Genomic DNA, 16,913 nt, shown 5'->3' on the forward strand with positions numbered 1-16,913 from the left:
CGGGCAACGAAATGGGGCGCGTATCATACATGAAAAAAACGGCCGGTCCGTTGCCAAGTGACCGGCGTCATACGCGTATCGACGTTACAGCGTGTGCTTGCTGGCGGCGATCAGCCGCGCAGCATGGGATAAAGCTCTTTGAGCAATTTGCGTCGGCTGAATACCAGCTGCCAGCGATGGCCACCCAATTGACGCCATAGGCGTGCCGAGCGAATACCGGCCAGCAGCAAGGCGCGAATTTTGGCGGCGTTGTTCGGTTGTTGCAGGTTGCGCATGTCGCCATGCACTTGAATGCGTTGGCGCAGCGTGCTCAGGGTGTCCTGATAGAGGGCACCGCACGCGGCGACCACGTTCTCGTGAGCGGGGCCGAAGTGTTCAACTTGCGACTGGATCTGTGGCAAGCGCTTGCCAATTAGTTCCAGCATGTCGTCGCGCTTGGCCAGTTGACGTTCAAGGTTGAGCATCGACAGGGCATAGCGCAGCGGTTCGCGTTGCAGGGTATTGGGGTCGCGCTCCAGTGCGCCGATAAGGGCGCGGTAGCCCTCGCGCAGGTTGATGTCATCACCCCCGAAGACTTCAAGCGTGTCCTTGGGGTCGCGCACCAGCAAGCTGCCCAGCATGCAGGCCAGATCAGCCTCGCTGACCTGACCGGTCTTGGCGATTTTATCCACCAGTACGGCGGCCAGAAACACGCCGCCCAGGGCTACCAGTTGTTCCTGGGTGGGGTTCATGCCTGTGCGCTCTTGCTGGTCCAGGGTTCGGCCACTTCGATCACGCCGCCGCCCAGGCACACTTCGCCATCGTAAAACACCACGGACTGGCCCGGCGTGACCGCGCGTTGCGGATCGTCAAAGGTGGCGCGGTAACCGGTCGCGGTTTGCTCAAGCGTGCAGGGTTGATCGCTCTGGCGATAGCGCACCTTGGCCGTCAGGCGCAACGGAGTGCTCAGGTCGACCGGGTTGACCCAGAAGATCTCCGAGGCGAGCAGGGCGCGCGAGAACAGCCACGGGTGATCGTTACCTTGGCCGACGATCAGTTCGTTGTTCTCAAGGTCTTTGTGCAAGACGTACCACGGCTCATCGCTGGCGTCTTTCAGGCCGCCGATGCCCAGACCCTGACGCTGACCGATGGTGTGATACATCAGGCCGTGGTGGCGGCCAATGACTTCACCTTCGGTGGTTTTGATCTCGCCCGGTTGGGCCGGCAGGTATTGCTTGAGGAAGTCACTGAAACGGCGCTCGCCGATAAAGCAAATCCCGGTGGAGTCTTTTTTCTTGGCGGTGGCCAGGTCGTGTTTTTCGGCGATCTGGCGCACCTCGGGTTTTTCCAGCTCGCCGACCGGGAACAGGGTGCGGGCGATTTGTTCACCGCCCACCGCGTGCAGAAAGTAGCTCTGGTCTTTGTTGGGGTCCAGGCCTTTGAGCAGCTCGGTGCGGCCGTCGATGTCGCGGCGACGCACGTAATGGCCGGTAGCAATCAGGTCAGCGCCGAGCATCAGGGCGTAATCGAGGAACGCCTTGAACTTGATCTCGCGGTTGCACAGGATGTCCGGGTTTGGCGTGCGTCCGGCTTTGTATTCGGCCAGGAAGTGCTCAAACACGTTGTCCCAGTATTCGGCGGCAAAGTTGGCGGTGTGCAGCTTGATGCCAATTTTGTCGCACACGGCCTGGGCATCTGCCAGATCATCCATGGCGGTGCAGTAATCGGTTCCGTCGTCTTCCTCCCAGTTCTTCATGAACAGGCCTTCCACCTGATAGCCCTGCTCGATGAGCAGAACGGCGGAAACGGAAGAGTCGACACCGCCGGACATACCGACAATGACGCGCTGTTTTTCGGGGGCGACTAAGGCTGGATCACGCATAGGGTTTCAATGAGTGTCTTGAAAAAGGACGCGATTCTAGCAGGCCCGAGCGCTCAAGGCTAAACCGAAGGGCGGATTAGCGAGAGGTCGAACAATTTGCCGCTCAGATAATCGTCGATACAGTGCAGGGTCAATTCGCTGCGCCAGCGATGGCGCTGTGTCAGCAGCTCGTCGCGGGTCAACCACAGCGGGCCGATGATGCCTGTGTCGAGGGGGGCCTGGGCATGGTGTTTGATCGCGTTACCGGCAAAGCACACGCGCTGATACGTCACACCGTTGCTGGGCGCTGTGTACAGGTAAATGCCGATGACACCGGTGAGTTCGACGTCATAACCGGTTTCTTCAAGGGTTTCGCGGATAGCCGCCTCGATCAGGCTTTCATTCGGGTCCAGGTGGCCTGCGGGCTGGTTGAGCACTGCGCGGTCGTGTTTTAACTCTTCGACCATCAGAAAGCGCCCGTTGTCTTCGACGACAGTGGCAACAGTGATGTGGGGTTTCCAGTCCATGTGTGAGGTCTCGATTTTTTGTCGGGGCTGCTGAAGGCTGCGTTTTTTATAAAAATCAAAAGATCGCAGCCTTGGCCGGCTTCGACAAGTTTTGTGTTCGATTTAAAAACACAAACCCCGGCGTCGTGGGCCGGGGTTTGTGGTGTTGCGATGTTGCTCTTACACGGCGGCGATGATCGCGTTCAGTGTGGCGCTAGGGCGCATTACTTTGCTCACCTTGTCTGCATCGGCGTGGTAGTAACCACCGATATCAACAGGCTTGCCCTGCACGGCGTTGAGTTCAGCAACGATAGTTGCCTCGTTCTCGGTCATGGCTTTTGCTACAGGAGCAAATTGGGCTTGCAGCTCTTTGTCTTCAGTCTGGGCTGCCAGGGCTTGTGCCCAGTACAGCGCCAGGTAGAAGTGGCTACCGCGGTTGTCGATGTTGCCGACTTTACGCGATGGCGATTTGTTGTTGTCGAGGAACTGGCCAGTGGCCTGATCCAGGGTTTTGGCCAATACCAACGCTTTCGGGTTGTTGTAGGTCGTGCCCAGGTGCTCCAGCGAGGCCGCCAGTGCGAGGAACTCACCCAGCGAGTCCCAACGCAGGAAGTTTTCTTCCAGCAATTGTTGAACGTGCTTTGGAGCCGAACCGCCTGCGCCTGTTTCGAACAGACCGCCGCCATTCATCAGCGGTACGATCGACAGCATTTTGGCGCTGGTGCCCAGTTCCATGATCGGGAACAGGTCGGTCAGGTAGTCGCGCAACACGTTGCCGGTCACCGAAATGGTGTCCAGACCCTTGCGGGTGCGTTCGAGCGTGAACTTCATGGCCTCAACAGGCGACATGATGCGGATATCCAGGCCGCTGGTGTCGTGATCCTTCAGGTACGCCTGAACTTTCTCGATCATCACGCCGTCGTGGCTGCGCTGGGGGTCGAGCCAGAAAATCGCCGGGGTGTTGCTGGCGCGAGCGCGGTTGACGGCCAGCTTGACCCAGTCGCGGATCGGCGCGTCTTTGGCCTGGCACATGCGCCAGATATCGCCTTCTTCGACGTTTTGTTCCATCAGCACGTTGCCGTTGCTGTCGGATACGCGAACTACGCCAGGCTTTTTGATTTGGAACGTTTTGTCGTGCGAGCCGTATTCTTCGGCTTTTTGCGCCATCAGGCCAACGTTCGGCACGCTACCCATGGTGGTTGGATCGAAAGCGCCGTGCTTCTGGCAGTCTTCGATGGTCGCCTGATAGATAGTGGCGTAGCAGCGGTCCGGGATGATGGCCTTGGTGTCTTGCAACTGACCTTCGGTGTTCCACATCTTGCCGGAGTCGCGGATCATGGCCGGCATCGAGGCGTCGACGATAACGTCGCTCGGCACGTGCAGGTTGGTGATGCCTTTGTCGGAGTTCACCATTGCCAGGGCAGGGCGATTGGCGTAGACCGCCTGAATGTCTGCTTCGATTTCGGCTTGCTTGTCGGCTGGCAGCGCTTTGATGCGAGCGTACAGATCGCCAATGCCGTTGTTGAGGTTGAAACCGATTTCTTTCAGGACGTCTGCGTGTTTTTCCAGCGCATCCTTGTAGAACTCAGCCACGATCTGACCAAACATGATCGGATCGGAGACCTTCATCATGGTGGCTTTCAAGTGCACCGAGAACAGCACGCCTTTGTTTTTGGCGTCTTCGATTTCGGCCGCTACGAACTGGCGCAGGGCTTTTTTGCTCATGACAGAGCAGTCGATGATCTCACCGGCTTGTACGGCGGTTTTTTCTTTCAGGACGGTGGTGGTGCCGTCTTGAGCGATCAGCTCGATTTTGACGCTGTCCGGGGCTTCGATCAGGGCGGCTTTTTCGCTGCCGTAGAAGTCGCCTTCGCTCATGTGAGCCACGTGGGACTTGGAGTCTGCGGCCCATGCGCCCATTTTGTGCGGGTGCTTGCGCGCGTAGTTTTTGACCGACAGCGGGGCGCGACGGTCAGAGTTGCCTTCGCGTAGCACCGGGTTTACGGCGCTGCCCATGACTTTGCTGTAACGCGCTTTGACTTCTTTGTCGGCGTCAGTGGTCACGGTCTCCGGGTAGTGCGGGATATCAAAGCCATGCGCTTGCAGTTCTTTGATGGCGGCCTGCAATTGCGGCACCGAGGCGCTGATGTTAGGCAGCTTGATGATATTGGCTTCAGGCGTAACGGCCAGGGCGCCCAGTTCGGCGAGGTGGTCGGCTACAGCCTTGGCACCCAATTGCTCGGGGAAGCTGGCAAGGATTCGGCCTGCCAGAGAGATGTCGCGCGTCTCAACAGCGATATCAGCCTTGGCGGTAAACGCTTCGATGATAGGCAGCAGTGAATAGGTGGCGAGCGCCGGAGCTTCGTCGGTGAAGGTATAGATGATCTTCGAACGGGTGGGCATTTCGGATTAACTCTCTTCTTTGCTGAGCGTGCTCAGATTCTCGAGATGCGCAGGGTAGGCGCTTTCGTTCACAGTGAACAATGAGCCGAAAGTCGAGGTTCTTCGCGGTGATGTGAATGCATCAGTAGAGCGTCAAGCGGTCGAGCCGGGGTAACGGCTCAGCCTTTCTAGGCCTGAAAGACTCATTGCAATGTGGTGCCTCGCGATGACTCCGCGGTCACCGGCGCAGTATACATAGGTCACTAATGTTCCGGCGAGGGCTGCGGTGGGTCAGGGGTCATCCATTGGTCTAAGAAGCGTTCGCATATCGCCCTGCGTTTTGGCACTAACCCCTTTGTTTTCGCACTTGTCAGGCAGGCTGTCGTAAGCATGTAACCGGGTATGTGGAACATTCGATTTGCCTGTCCATTTAACTGGGTTACGCTCCAGAACGGCATAGATGTTAAACCCACATATGGAGTTCAGCATGGGATACAACAAGATCAAGGTTCCAGCCGCAGGTGAGAAAATCACCGTCAATGCAGACCACTCCCTTAACGTGCCCGACAATCCCGTCATTCCCTACATTGAGGGTGACGGTATTGGTGTCGATATCAGCCCGGTCATGATCAAGGTTGTCGATGCGGCCGTTAGCAAAGCCTACGCAGGCAAGCGAAAAATCTCCTGGATGGAGGTCTATGCGGGCGAAAAAGCGACGCAGGTCTACGATCAGGACACTTGGCTGCCGCAAGAAACCCTGGACGCCGTCAAGGATTACGTCGTTTCCATCAAGGGCCCGCTGACTACGCCGGTTGGCGGTGGCATTCGCTCTCTCAACGTTGCCCTGCGCCAGCAGCTCGATTTGTATGTGTGCCTGCGCCCGGTGCGTTGGTTTGAAGGTGTGCCCAGCCCGGTGAAAAAACCAGGTGATGTGGACATGACCATCTTTCGTGAAAACTCCGAGGACATCTACGCCGGTATCGAGTGGAAGGCCGGTTCACCGGAAGCGATCAAGGTTATCAAGTTTCTGAAAGAAGAAATGGGCGTGACCAAGATCCGTTTTGATCAGGACTGCGGGATTGGCGTCAAGCCAGTGTCCAAAGAAGGCACTCAGCGCCTGGCGCGCAAAGCCTTGCAATATGTGGTGGATAACGACCGCGAGTCGCTGACCATCGTGCACAAAGGCAACATCATGAAATTTACCGAGGGCGCCTTCAAAGAGTGGGCCTATGAAGTCGCGGCCCAAGAGTTTGGTGCGACGCTGCTCGACGGCGGCCCGTGGATGCAGTTCAAAAATCCCAAAACGGGACGCAATGTCATTGTTAAAGACGCCATTGCCGATGCGATGCTGCAACAAATTCTGCTGCGTCCGGCTGAATATGACGTGATTGCCACGCTGAACCTCAATGGCGACTACCTCTCCGATGCCCTGGCAGCCGAGGTGGGCGGTATCGGTATTGCGCCGGGAGCCAACCTGTCCGACACCATTGCCATGTTTGAGGCCACTCACGGCACGGCGCCTAAATATGCAGGCAAGGACCAGGTGAACCCCGGTTCGCTGATTCTCTCCGCTGAAATGATGTTGCGGCATATGGGTTGGACCGAAGCCGCAGACCTGATCATCAAGGGCACCAATGGTGCGATATCGGCCAAAACCGTGACCTATGATTTTGAGCGGCTAATGGACGGCGCAACCTTGGTTTCGTCTTCGGGCTTTGGTGATGCGCTGATTGCGCATATGTAAACGCGCAGTGACTAAAAAGGCCGATTCAAGTGAATGAATCGGCCTTTTTTAACGCTGACTGTGGAGCCGGTGGGTCAGACCGAGAGGGTTTTAACCTCTGTCGCAGTCATTTGCGGTAGGGCGTTGAGTGGGCTGCTTGTGATTTTCACGGCGTGCAGCCCTTTAGGGCCTTGTGTAATCTCGAAACTTACCGGCTGGCCCGCTTTCAGGGTTTTATAGCCGTCCATGTCGATTGCCGAAAAATGGGCGAAAAAGTCGATCTTGTCTCCTTGTTCATCTTTGCCTTCCTTGGCATCTGTATTGATAAAGCCGAAGCCTTTGGCATTGTTGAACCACTTGACCGTGCCTTGCATGCTCATATCCCTCTGCTGCAAACAACTCCATCACTGGAGTATCATCCAGTTCACTCGCACATCGACCACCAAAAGTGGTTGACTGTGCGGACCTTTATTCCCCACTGTGGGTACCAATGGTTGTAACACCGTTTTACCGATAGTCAAGGTCACGCGGCGGCGCTGTTGAAAATTGACACGCTTGCCTCCATCTCTGTAATTGCTCAACGACGAACCTTTCTTTCCATGCATGCAATCAGCCAGATTCGACTAACATTCAATCAGGATCGACCCGATTTTGATGACGACGACTCCGCTGGCTTGGCTGTGCAAGAAGCTAAGCCTGCTCTTCAGGCGCCGCCGATGTACAAGGTGGTTTTGTTCAACGATGACTACACACCCATGGATTTCGTTGTCGAAGTGCTTGAGGTGTTTTTTAACTTGAATCGCGAATTGGCGACCAAGGTCATGCTGGCCGTTCATACAGAAGGACGGGCAGTGTGCGGCATCTTTACCCGCGACATCGCCGAGACCAAGGCCATGCAGGTAAACCAGTACGCACGCGAAAGCCAGCATCCGCTACTCTGTGAAATCGAGAAGGACGGTTAACGCCGACCACTTGGGTATGAGGTGAAGCCATGTTAAACCGCGAGCTCGAAGTCACCCTCAATCTTGCCTTCAAGGAAGCCCGCTCCAAGCGTCATGAATTCATGACGGTTGAGCACCTCCTTCTTGCGCTTTTAGATAATGAGGCGGCCGCAACCGTTCTACGCGCTTGCGGCGCAAACCTCGACAAACTCAAGCATGACCTGCAAGAGTTTATTGATTCCACAACCCCCTTGATCCCCGTTCACGATGAAGATCGCGAAACCCAGCCTACGCTCGGGTTCCAGCGTGTTCTGCAACGTGCCGTGTTCCACGTGCAGAGTTCGGGCAAGCGTGAGGTAACCGGCGCTAACGTGCTGGTCGCGATTTTCAGTGAGCAGGAGAGTCAGGCGGTATTCCTGCTCAAGCAGCAGAGTGTTGCGCGCATTGATGTCGTCAACTTCATCGCTCACGGTATTTCCAAAGTGCCTGGCCATGGCGATCACTCTGAAGGTGAGCAAGACATGCAGGATGAAGAAGGCGGTGAGCCTTCTTCTTCCAGCAATCCGCTGGATGCCTACGCCAGCAACTTGAATGAACTGGCCCGTCAGGGTCGGATCGATCCGCTGGTTGGGCGCGAGATGGAAGTTGAGCGCGTGGCTCAAATCCTGGCGCGCCGCCGTAAAAACAACCCGTTGCTGGTGGGTGAGGCCGGGGTGGGTAAAACTGCGATTGCCGAAGGCCTGGCCAAGCGTATCGTCGACAATCAGGTACCTGACCTGCTGGCTAACAGCATCGTTTACTCCCTTGATCTCGGCGCATTGCTGGCGGGTACCAAGTACCGTGGCGATTTCGAAAAACGTTTCAAGGCGTTGCTCGGTGAGCTGAAAAAGCGCCCGCAGGCGATTCTGTTCATCGACGAAATCCACACCATTATTGGTGCTGGCGCGGCGTCAGGTGGCGTGATGGACGCTTCCAACCTGCTCAAGCCTCTGCTGTCTTCGGGGGATATTCGCTGCATTGGCTCGACGACATTCCAGGAATTTCGCGGCATTTTCGAGAAGGATCGTGCATTGGCACGACGCTTCCAGAAAGTCGATGTGTCCGAGCCGTCGGTGGAAGACACCATCGGTATCCTGCGCGGCCTGAAAGGGCGTTTCGAGCAGCATCACAATATCGAATACAGCGATGAGTCACTGCGTGCAGCGGCCGAGCTGGCGTCGCGTTATATCAATGACCGGCACATGCCGGACAAGGCCATCGATGTGATTGACGAAGCGGGTGCTTATCAGCGTCTGCAGCCGGTCGAGAAGCGCGTCAAGCGCATTGAGGTCGAGCAGGTCGAAGATATCGTGGCAAAAATTGCCCGTATTCCGCCAAAGCATGTGTCCAGTTCTGACAAGGAGCTGCTGCGTAACCTTGAGCGTGACCTGAAGCTGACGGTATTTGGTCAGGACGCAGCGATTGATTCGCTGTCGACGGCAATCAAATTGTCGCGTGCCGGTCTGAAGTCGCCAGACAAGCCCGTAGGTTCGTTCCTGTTCGCTGGGCCAACCGGTGTCGGTAAAACTGAAGCGGCTCGTCAGTTGGCCAAGGCATTGGGTGTTGAGCTGGTACGTTTCGATATGTCCGAGTACATGGAGCGTCACACCGTCTCTCGCCTGATCGGTGCACCTCCTGGCTACGTTGGCTTCGATCAGGGTGGTTTGTTGACCGAAGCCATCACCAAGCAGCCACATTGCGTGCTGCTGCTTGATGAGATCGAGAAGGCGCATCCTGAAGTCTTTAACTTGCTGTTGCAGGTTATGGATCACGGCACGCTGACCGACAACAACGGGCGTAAAGCTGACTTCCGCAACGTGATCGTCATCATGACCACCAACGCGGGTGCCGAAACAGCGTCGAGGGCGTCGATCGGCTTTGCCTTCCAGGATCACTCGTCCGATGCGATGGAGGCGATCAAGAAGAGCTTCACGCCGGAGTTCCGTAACCGTCTGGACACCATTATCCAATTTGGTCGCCTCAGCCATGAGGTGATCAAGCATGTGGTGGACAAGTTCCTCACCGAGTTGCAAGCGCAGCTGGAAGACAAGCATGTGCAGCTTGAGGTGACGGATGCGGCGCGTGGTTGGCTGGCAGCCGGTGGATATGACGTGTTGATGGGCGCCCGCCCGATGGCACGTCTGATTCAGGACAAGATCAAGCGTCCGTTGGCGGAAGAAATTCTCTTCGGTGAGCTGGCCGATCATGGCGGTGTGGTGCACATCGACCTGAAAGACGGTGAGTTGACCTTTGAGTTTGAGACCTCAGTCGAAATGGCTTGATGTGATGTAGCTTTAAAAAAAGCGCCGAAAGGCGCTTTTTTTATGGTGTTCGGCATAGCCTTTTAGGTGTTTGGCGAATCCGCAAAGGCTCGCAGCCTGCGAATAGGGGGCGCGACAAATCGCAGGCAAACAAAAACGCCCGGCATAACCGGGCGTTTTGTATTGACTAGATTAACGGGCGCGGTAAGTGATGCGCCCTTTGCTCAAGTCATAGGGCGTCAGCTCGACGCGCACTTTGTCACCGGTAAGAATACGAATGTAGTTCTTGCGCATCTTGCCGGAGATATGCGCGGTTACGACGTGCCCATTTTCCAACTCCACGCGAAACATGGTGTTGGGCAGGGTGTCGACGACAGTGCCTTCCATTTCGAAGCTGTCTTCTTTCGACATGCAGTAAAGCCCTCGGTGTCCAGTGAATGGCCCGGTGCAACTGCGCCAGGCAAAAGCGGCGTGCATTGTGCCCGAAAAATGGGGTTCAAGCCAAGGGGGGGTTAGTAAAGAGTGCTCCATCTTTGATTAATCAGCAGATCAATGGGCCTGTATTCGGTCTTGTAATTCATTTTTTTGCAGTTTTTGATCCAGTAACCCAGGTACACGGCGTCCAGTCCCAAGCGCCGGGCTTCGTCTATTTGCCACAGGATGGCGTAGCGGCCCAGGCTGCGGCGCTCTTCAGCGGGTTCGTAAAAGGTGTAGACCGCCGATAAACCATTGGGCAGCACGTCAGTCACCGCCACTGCCAGCAACCGTCCGTCCAGTCGAAACTCATAAAACCTGGAAAACGGCAGGTCGCGTACCAAAAAGGTCGAAAACTGATCGCGGCTCGGCGGATACATGTCGCCATCGGCATGACGCTGTTCGATGTAGCGCTGATACAGGTCGAAATGCTCTTCGCTGAACCCCGGCTTGGCCACCTGTACGTGTAAGTCGGCATTGCGCTTGAAAATGCGTTTTTGCTGACGATTGGGGGTGAACAGGGCAACGGGTATGCGTGCAGGGGTACACGCGTCGCATTTGAGGCAGTGCGGACGATACAGGTGGTCGCCACTGCGCCTGAAGCCCATTTCGGACAAGTCGGCATACACCTGCACGTCCATTGGCTGGCTAGGGTCGAGGAACAGCGTGGTGGCTTGTTCGTCGGGCAGGTAGCTGCAAGCGTGAGGTTGAGTGGCATAAAACTTCAAGCGCGCCAGCTCGGTCATGATCGGCCCTCGGGAAAACATTGAATTAAGTGTAAGCCAGCTCGTAAAACTCGCCTACAAAACCCACTGTGCGGTTGTAGGCTGGTCGAGGTGGTTATGCAGGAAGTCGGCGAATTGTTCGCGAGGTATCGAGCGAGCGCCCAGGCTTTGAAGGTGCTCGGTGGGCATCTGGCAATCAATCAGGACAAAGCCCCATGCTTGTAGCTGTCTGACCAGGGTGGCAAAGCCGACCTTTGATGCGTTGTCTGCGCGGCTGAACATGGATTCGCCAAAAAATAGTTGGCCCATCGCCAGACCATACAGGCCGCCGACCAGTTCGTTGTTGTCCCACACTTCAACCGAATGGGCGTGCCCGCGGGCGTGAAGCTCAATGTAAGCCTGTTGCATGTCGTTCGTGATCCAGGTCCCGTCTGCATACGGGCGCGGCGCGGCGCAAGCGCTGATGACGGCGCTGAAATCGCGATCAAACGTTACCTGGTAGCGCTGCTGGCGCAACAGTTTGCCCAGACTGCGCGATACGTGCAGCTCCTCGGGAAACAATACGGTGCGCGGGTCTGGTGACCACCAGAGGATGGGCTGGCCTTCGCTAAACCATGGGAAGCAGCCGTGGCGATAGGCCTGGATCAACCGGTCGGCCGACAGGTCGCCGCCTGCCGCCAGCAAGCCATTGGGTTCGCGCATGGCTTTGCTCAGGGGTGGAAACGTCAACGTGTCGCGTTTTAACCAGGTCAGCATGGCAGTCAGTCTTACACAAGGAGGGGAGGGGGGGCTGCAACTCTCTCGCACACGTGCGGTCTCAGTCGATCTGCCGGTGAAATGTAAGCTCTGTTTTGAGAGTGGTATAAGTCTTTGTCACAAAAGGTAATGCATGCTCAAATTGGCGCATGGCAGCCTTGCACAAGACAATTTCTGTTACGTCCTGTGCCAGCATGGCATCAGCGGCCTAAACCCGTACAATGGCCCGCCTGTTTGAGCTGTTCTAAGCTGCACAGTGTTCAATGTCTTTCATGGCGGGCTGGTCATGGAAAAGACGTAATAGTACAAGGCTGTGTGCAAGGCTAGTCCAGTTTCATGTCTGAACTTGTCACCTGCTCTCTGTGAGCAGTATTTTGCAGTCAATCAATAGTTGGGCGCGCCACAGGCGCAGGAAAACACGCGTTTTGAAGAAATCCACAGCAGCACCTAAAGATGTTCCTCTCTGGCGTCAGCAATTGCACTACCGTCTCAAGGAAGGTGCATTGATCGCTATTGGCGCCTTATGCCTGTTTCTGATGATGGCCTTGCTCACGTATGGCAAGGACGATCCCGGCTGGAGCCACAACAGCCGCGTGGTCGATGTGCAGAACTTCGGCGGGCCCGCTGGCTCGTACAGCGCTGACATCCTGTTCATGGTGCTCGGTTACTTTGCGTATATTTTCCCGTTGCTGCTGGCGGTCAAGGCGTATCAGATTTTTCGCGAACGGCATCAGCCCTGGCAGTGGAGCGGCTGGTTGTTTTCGTGGCGTTTGATTGGCCTGGTTTTTCTGGTGCTCTCGGGGGCCGCGCTGGCGCATATTCACTTCCACTCGGCTGCGGGCTTGCCAGCGGGTGCGGGTGGGGCATTGGGCGAAAGCCTGGGCGATCTGGCCAGAAACGCGCTGAACGTGCAGGGCAGCACATTGCTGCTGATTGCTTTGTTCCTGTTTGGCCTGACGGTATTTACCGACCTGTCATGGTTCAAGGTGATGGATGTCACCGGCAAAATCACCCTTGATCTGTTTGAACTGATCCAGGGGGCCGCCAATCGCTGGTGGTCGGACCGTGCCGAGCGCAAACAAATGGTCGCCCAACTGCGTGAGGTCGATACCCGCGTGAGCGAAGTGGTGGCGCCCAGCGTTTGCGACAAGCGCGAACAGGCCAAGGCCAAAGAGCGTTTGATCGAGCGCGAACAGGCGCTAAGCAAGCACATGTCTGAGCGCGAGAAGCACGTGCCGGCCGTGATTGCCCCTGCACCGGCCAAAGCGCCGGAGCCTAGCAAGCGCGTACAGAAAGAAAAACAGGCGCCGTTGTTTGTCGACAGTGCGGTTGAGGGCACGTTGCCACCGATCTCGATCCTCGACCCGGCCGAAAAGAAACAACTCAATTATTCCCCCGAGTCTCTCGCGGCGGTGGGGCACTTGCTTGAGATCAAACTTAAAGAGTTCGGGGTTGAGGTGGCCGTGGATTCGATCCATCCCGGCCCTGTAATCACCCGCTATGAGATCCAGCCGGCTGCCGGGGTCAAGGTCAGCCGCATCGCCAACCTGGCCAAAGACCTTGCCCGATCACTGGCGGTGACCAGTGTGCGTGTGGTTGAAGTCATTCCCGGTAAAACCACGGTCGGTATCGAGATTCCCAACGAGGACCGCCAAATCGTGCGGTTCAGTGAAGTGCTCTCGACCCCTGAGTTTGACAATGCCAAGTCACCTGTCACGTTGGCGCTGGGGCATGACATCGGTGGCAAACCGGTGATTACCGATCTGGCAAAAATGCCTCACTTGCTGGTAGCCGGTACTACCGGTTCCGGTAAGTCGGTGGGTGTGAACGCCATGATCCTGTCGATCTTGTTCAAGTCTGGCCCAGAAGACGCCAAGCTGATCATGATCGACCCGAAAATGCTTGAGCTGTCGATCTACGAAGGCATTCCGCATTTGCTGTGCCCGGTCGTGACCGACATGAAAGACGCAGCCAACGCCCTGCGTTGGAGCGTGGCGGAGATGGAGCGCCGCTACAAGTTGATGGCCAAGATGGGCGTGCGAAACCTCGCGGGCTTCAATCAGAAGATCAAAGACGCAGAAGCGGCAGGCGAGCCGTTGACCGACCCGCTGTACAAGCGCGAAAGCATTCACGACGAAGCACCGCTGCTCACCAAGTTGCCGACCATCGTGGTGGTGGTCGACGAATTTGCCGACATGATGATGATCGTCGGCAAAAAGGTTGAAGAGCTGATCGCGCGTATCGCACAGAAGGCCCGTGCGGCGGGCATCCACTTGATTCTCGCGACCCAGCGTCCTTCGGTGGACGTGATCACGGGCCTGATCAAAGCCAACATCCCGACGCGCATGGCGTTTCAGGTGTCGAGCAAGATCGACTCACGCACCATCATCGATCAAGGCGGCGCCGAGCAATTGCTGGGCCACGGTGACATGCTCTACATGCCGCCCGGCACCAGCCTGCCGATTCGTGTGCATGGCGCTTTTGTATCCGATGAAGAAGTGCACCGCGTGGTAGAAGCCTGGAAACTGCGCGGCAGCCCGGATTACAACGATGACATCCTTAACGGCGTTGAAGAGGCCGGCAGCGGTTTCGAAGGCGGCAGCAGTGAAGGTGGAGACGATGCAGAAACCGACGCGCTGTACGACGAAGCGGTGCAGTTTGTGCTGGAAAGCCGTCGCGCGTCGATCTCTGCGGTACAACGCAAATTGAAAATCGGCTACAACCGGGCTGCTCGCATGATTGAATCCATGGAGATGGCCGGGGTCGTAACCTCAATGAACACTAATGGCTCGCGCGAAGTACTGGCGCCGGCTCCAATACGCGACTGATCAGCTCGCGGCGTGTCCGCGAACTGGGCTTACCTAATCAAAGAGGATTTTCATGCGTTTTGTCAGCATGCTGTTGCTACCGGTATTGGCTTTGTCTTCGCTTGCGGCCCATGCCGGCCCTGCGGATGTACAGCGCTTGGGTCAACTGCTGGGTCAGTCCAATACCATCACTGCGCGCTTCTCCCAATTGACGCTGGATGGCAGCGGAACCCAATTGCAAGAAACGGCAGGCGAAATGTCGGTCAAGCGTCCGGGCCTGTTTTACTGGCACACCGATGCGCCGAATGAACAAACCATGATTTCCGATGGCCAGAAGGTCACTCTCTGGGACCCTGATCTGGAACAGGCGACGATCAAAAAGCTGGATCAGCGACTGACCCAGACCCCGGCATTGCTGCTGTCGGGCGATGTATCGAAAATCGAACAGAGTTATGACGTCACCTCCAAAGAGCAAGGCGAAGTGATGGATTTCATCCTTAAGCCCAAGACCAAAGACACCCTGTTCGATTCGCTGCGCTTGTCTTTTCGCAATGGCAAGATCAACGAAATGCAGTTGATCGACAGCGTGGGCCAGCGCACCAACATCCTGTTTAACGGGGTAAAGGTGAATGAGGATGTCCCTGCGAGCAAATTCAAGTTCGACGTGCCTAAAGGCGCTGATGTCATCCAGGAATAACCCCGGCTCCCGTACAGATCATCGTCAGACCCCAGTGAGGTTGTTCAAGTAGTGATGGACCTGTTTCGAAGTGCGCCGATTGCTCAGCCGCTGGCCGCCCGTTTGCGGGCCGCCAACCTGGATGAGTACGTCGGCCAGCAACACCTGCTGGCGCGGGGCAAGCCCCTGCGTGAAGCACTGGAGCAGGGTGCGCTGCACTCGATGATCTTCTGGGGCCCGCCGGGTGTGGGTAAAACCACCTTGGCGCGGTTACTGGCAGAAGTCTCGGATGCGCATTTTGAAACCGTTTCAGCCGTGCTGGCGGGCGTGAAGGAAATCCGCCAGGCGGTCGAAATCGCCAAGCAGCAGGCGGGGCAATATGGTCGTCGCACCATCCTGTTTGTTGACGAAGTGCATCGGTTCAACAAGTCGCAGCAGGATGCATTCTTGCCTTACGTCGAAGATGGCACGCTGATCTTCATTGGCGCGACCACTGAAAATCCCTCTTTTGAGTTGAACAACGCCCTGTTGTCTCGGGCGCGGGTCTACGTGCTCAAGAGCCTCGATGAAGCCGCCTTGCTCAAACTGGTACAGCGCGCGCTGACTGAAGAAAAAGGCTTGGGCAAGCGTGGCTTGACCCTCAGCGATGAGGGTTTTCATATTTTGCTGCGCGCAGCCGACGGCGACGGCCGGCGTTTGCTCAACCTGCTGGAAAACGCCGCCGATCTTGCCGAAGACAACAGCGAAATCGGTACGGACCTGTTGCAAAGCCTGCTGGGTGATACGCAGCGGCGTTTCGACAAGGGCGGTGAAGCCTTCTATGACCAGATCTCGGCATTGCACAAATCGGTTCGCGGCTCCAACCCTGACGGCGCCCTGTACTGGTTTGCACGCATGATCGATGGCGGTTGCGACCCGCTGTATATCGCACGACGCGTGGTGCGCATGGCCAGCGAAGACATCGGTAACGCTGACCCGCGAGCCCTGAGCCTGTGCTTGTCTGCCTGGGACGTGCAAGAGCGTCTGGGCAGCCCGGAAGGTGAGTTGGCTGTTGCACAGGCCATCACTTATCTGGCCTGCGCGCCCAAAAGCAATGCGGTGTACATGGGCTTCAAAGCTGCTTTGCGCAGTGCCTCTGAATATGGCTCGCTTGAAGTGCCGCTGCATTTGCGCAACGCACCGACCAAGTTGATGAAGCAACTCGGCTACGGCGATGAGTACCGTTACGCCCATGATGAGCCGGATGCCTACGCCGCAGGCGAAGACTACTTCCCGGATGAGTTGCAGCCTTTGGCGCTGTATCAGCCGGTGCCGCGTGGCCTGGAGCTTAAAATCGGCGAGAAGCTAAAACACCTGGCGGCCCTGGATCGCATCAGCCCGGTACAGCGGAGAAAACCATGATTCCTTTGATTGCAGCCGTGGCTGTCGGCGGTGTCGCGGGCACCTTGATACGCTTTGCTAGCGGTAACTGGATCAACGCGAATTGGCCGCGGCACTTCTATACGGCGACGTTGGCCGTTAATATCGTGGGCTGCCTGTTGATTGGCATCCTTTACGGACTTTTTTTGATCCGCCCGGAAGTACCGATTGAAGTCCGTGCCGGACTGATGGTGGGGTTCCTGGGTGGCTTGACCACTTTTTCATCCTTTTCACTGGATACGGTGCGCCTGCTCGAAAGCGGGCAAGTGCTACTGGCACTGGGCTATGCGGCCCTCAGCGTATTCGGCGGGCTGCTCGCAACCTGGGCTGGCCTGTCCCTGACCAAACTTTGATAAACGAGAAA

General features: G+C 56.7%; 15 protein-coding genes. 7 read left to right on the forward strand and 8 right to left on the reverse strand.

Annotation, left to right across the window (positions count from 1 at the left end):
• Positions 1–110: 110 nt before the first annotated feature.
• From hflD to ACP7A4_RS05385, 4 genes are all read right to left on the reverse strand, one after another.
• On the reverse strand, positions 111–731 hold the full coding sequence (hflD, locus tag ACP7A4_RS05370; RefSeq protein ID WP_059764188.1) for a high frequency lysogenization protein HflD: 621 nt from the start codon (positions 729–731) through the stop codon (positions 111–113).
• Positions 728–1,861, reverse strand: a complete 1,134-nt coding sequence (gene mnmA, locus ACP7A4_RS05375; RefSeq protein WP_048365302.1) for a tRNA 2-thiouridine(34) synthase MnmA — start codon at positions 1,859–1,861, stop codon at positions 728–730. Before mnmA ends, hflD begins: the two co-directional genes overlap by 4 nt.
• A 59-nt stretch (positions 1,862–1,920) precedes the next feature.
• Positions 1,921–2,367: an NUDIX hydrolase gene (locus ACP7A4_RS05380; RefSeq protein WP_059764186.1), complete on the reverse strand. Its 447-nt coding sequence runs from the start codon at positions 2,365–2,367 to the stop codon at positions 1,921–1,923.
• Positions 2,368–2,526: 159 nt separating this feature from the next.
• Positions 2,527–4,749 carry an NADP-dependent isocitrate dehydrogenase gene (locus tag ACP7A4_RS05385; protein WP_059764184.1) on the reverse strand — a complete coding sequence of 741 codons (2,223 nt, stop codon included), beginning with the start codon at positions 4,747–4,749 and terminating at the stop codon, positions 2,527–2,529.
• A gap of 466 nt (positions 4,750–5,215) precedes the next feature.
• Between ACP7A4_RS05385 and icd the strand changes: the two genes are divergently transcribed.
• Positions 5,216–6,472: an NADP-dependent isocitrate dehydrogenase gene (gene icd / locus ACP7A4_RS05390; RefSeq protein WP_048365305.1), complete on the forward strand. Its 1,257-nt coding sequence runs from the start codon at positions 5,216–5,218 to the stop codon at positions 6,470–6,472.
• Positions 6,473–6,546: 74 nt separating this feature from the next.
• Here icd and ACP7A4_RS05395 read toward each other — a convergent pair whose 3' ends face one another.
• Positions 6,547–6,825, reverse strand: coding sequence for a cold shock domain-containing protein (locus ACP7A4_RS05395; RefSeq protein ID WP_125828513.1), 279 nt, complete (start codon positions 6,823–6,825; stop codon positions 6,547–6,549).
• Between the two features lie 225 nt (positions 6,826–7,050).
• Between ACP7A4_RS05395 and clpS the strand changes: the two genes are divergently transcribed.
• Positions 7,051–7,413, forward strand: a complete 363-nt coding sequence (clpS, locus tag ACP7A4_RS05400) for an ATP-dependent Clp protease adapter ClpS (RefSeq protein ID WP_047274327.1) — start codon at positions 7,051–7,053, stop codon at positions 7,411–7,413.
• Positions 7,414–7,442: 29 nt separating this feature from the next.
• On the forward strand, positions 7,443–9,713 hold the full coding sequence (clpA, locus tag ACP7A4_RS05405) for an ATP-dependent Clp protease ATP-binding subunit ClpA (RefSeq protein ID WP_048365307.1): 2,271 nt from the start codon (positions 7,443–7,445) through the stop codon (positions 9,711–9,713).
• Between the two features lie 171 nt (positions 9,714–9,884).
• Here the strand turns inward: clpA and infA are convergent, their stop codons facing one another.
• From infA to aat, 3 genes are all read right to left on the reverse strand, one after another.
• A complete protein-coding gene (gene infA / locus ACP7A4_RS05410) occupies positions 9,885–10,103 on the reverse strand; it encodes a translation initiation factor IF-1 (RefSeq protein WP_002553999.1) in 219 nt (72 codons plus the stop codon).
• Positions 10,104–10,204: 101 nt separating this feature from the next.
• A complete protein-coding gene (locus ACP7A4_RS05415) occupies positions 10,205–10,912 on the reverse strand; it encodes an arginyltransferase (RefSeq protein ID WP_059764182.1) in 708 nt (235 codons plus the stop codon).
• Positions 10,913–10,966: 54 nt separating this feature from the next.
• Positions 10,967–11,647 carry a leucyl/phenylalanyl-tRNA--protein transferase gene (aat, locus tag ACP7A4_RS05420; RefSeq protein WP_426245841.1) on the reverse strand — a complete coding sequence of 227 codons (681 nt, stop codon included), beginning with the start codon at positions 11,645–11,647 and terminating at the stop codon, positions 10,967–10,969.
• A gap of 425 nt (positions 11,648–12,072) precedes the next feature.
• On the opposite strand from aat, the gene ACP7A4_RS05425 reads away from it, so the two are divergent.
• Genes ACP7A4_RS05425 through crcB form a run of 4 tightly spaced genes read left to right on the forward strand, consistent with a single transcriptional unit; the run spans position 12,073 to position 16,902 of the window.
• On the forward strand, positions 12,073–14,475 hold the full coding sequence (locus tag ACP7A4_RS05425; protein WP_426245843.1) for a DNA translocase FtsK: 2,403 nt from the start codon (positions 12,073–12,075) through the stop codon (positions 14,473–14,475).
• Between the two features lie 52 nt (positions 14,476–14,527).
• Positions 14,528–15,151 carry an outer membrane lipoprotein chaperone LolA gene (gene lolA / locus ACP7A4_RS05430; protein WP_059764176.1) on the forward strand — a complete coding sequence of 208 codons (624 nt, stop codon included), beginning with the start codon at positions 14,528–14,530 and terminating at the stop codon, positions 15,149–15,151.
• A gap of 54 nt (positions 15,152–15,205) precedes the next feature.
• Entirely contained in the window at positions 15,206–16,531 is a 1,326-nt protein-coding gene (locus tag ACP7A4_RS05435; RefSeq protein ID WP_059764173.1) for a replication-associated recombination protein A, read from the forward strand.
• Entirely contained in the window at positions 16,528–16,902 is a 375-nt protein-coding gene (gene crcB, locus ACP7A4_RS05440) for a fluoride efflux transporter CrcB (RefSeq protein ID WP_048365313.1), read from the forward strand. Before ACP7A4_RS05435 ends, crcB begins: the two co-directional genes overlap by 4 nt.
• The last annotated feature ends 11 nt before the right edge of the window (positions 16,903–16,913 follow it).

This window comes from Pseudomonas sp. TWR3-1-1 (genome assembly GCF_049896545.1).
Taxonomy (GTDB): domain Bacteria; phylum Pseudomonadota; class Gammaproteobacteria; order Pseudomonadales; family Pseudomonadaceae; genus Aquipseudomonas; species Aquipseudomonas weihenstephanensis.

Coding starts and splice junctions, on each gene's coding strand:
- hflD (WP_059764188.1), bottom strand. CDS start 731: ATGAACCCCACCCAGGAACAACTGGTAGCCCTGGGCGGCGTGTTTCTG.
- mnmA (WP_048365302.1), bottom strand. CDS start 1,861: ATGCGTGATCCAGCCTTAGTCGCCCCCGAAAAACAGCGCGTCATTGTC.
- ACP7A4_RS05380 (WP_059764186.1), bottom strand. CDS start 2,367: ATGGACTGGAAACCCCACATCACTGTTGCCACTGTCGTCGAAGACAAC.
- ACP7A4_RS05385 (WP_059764184.1), bottom strand. CDS start 4,749: ATGCCCACCCGTTCGAAGATCATCTATACCTTCACCGACGAAGCTCCG.
- icd (WP_048365305.1), top strand. CDS start 5,216: ATGGGATACAACAAGATCAAGGTTCCAGCCGCAGGTGAGAAAATCACC.
- ACP7A4_RS05395 (WP_125828513.1), bottom strand. CDS start 6,825: ATGCAAGGCACGGTCAAGTGGTTCAACAATGCCAAAGGCTTCGGCTTT.
- clpS (WP_047274327.1), top strand. CDS start 7,051: ATGCATGCAATCAGCCAGATTCGACTAACATTCAATCAGGATCGACCC.
- clpA (WP_048365307.1), top strand. CDS start 7,443: ATGTTAAACCGCGAGCTCGAAGTCACCCTCAATCTTGCCTTCAAGGAA.
- infA (WP_002553999.1), bottom strand. CDS start 10,103: ATGTCGAAAGAAGACAGCTTCGAAATGGAAGGCACTGTCGTCGACACC.
- ACP7A4_RS05415 (WP_059764182.1), bottom strand. CDS start 10,912: ATGACCGAGCTGGCGCGCTTGAAGTTTTATGCCACTCAACCTCACGCT.
- aat (WP_426245841.1), bottom strand. CDS start 11,647: ATGCTGACCTGGTTAAAACGCGACACGTTGACGTTTCCACCCCTGAGC.
- lolA (WP_059764176.1), top strand. CDS start 14,528: ATGCGTTTTGTCAGCATGCTGTTGCTACCGGTATTGGCTTTGTCTTCG.
- ACP7A4_RS05435 (WP_059764173.1), top strand. CDS start 15,206: ATGGACCTGTTTCGAAGTGCGCCGATTGCTCAGCCGCTGGCCGCCCGT.
- crcB (WP_048365313.1), top strand. CDS start 16,528: ATGATTCCTTTGATTGCAGCCGTGGCTGTCGGCGGTGTCGCGGGCACC.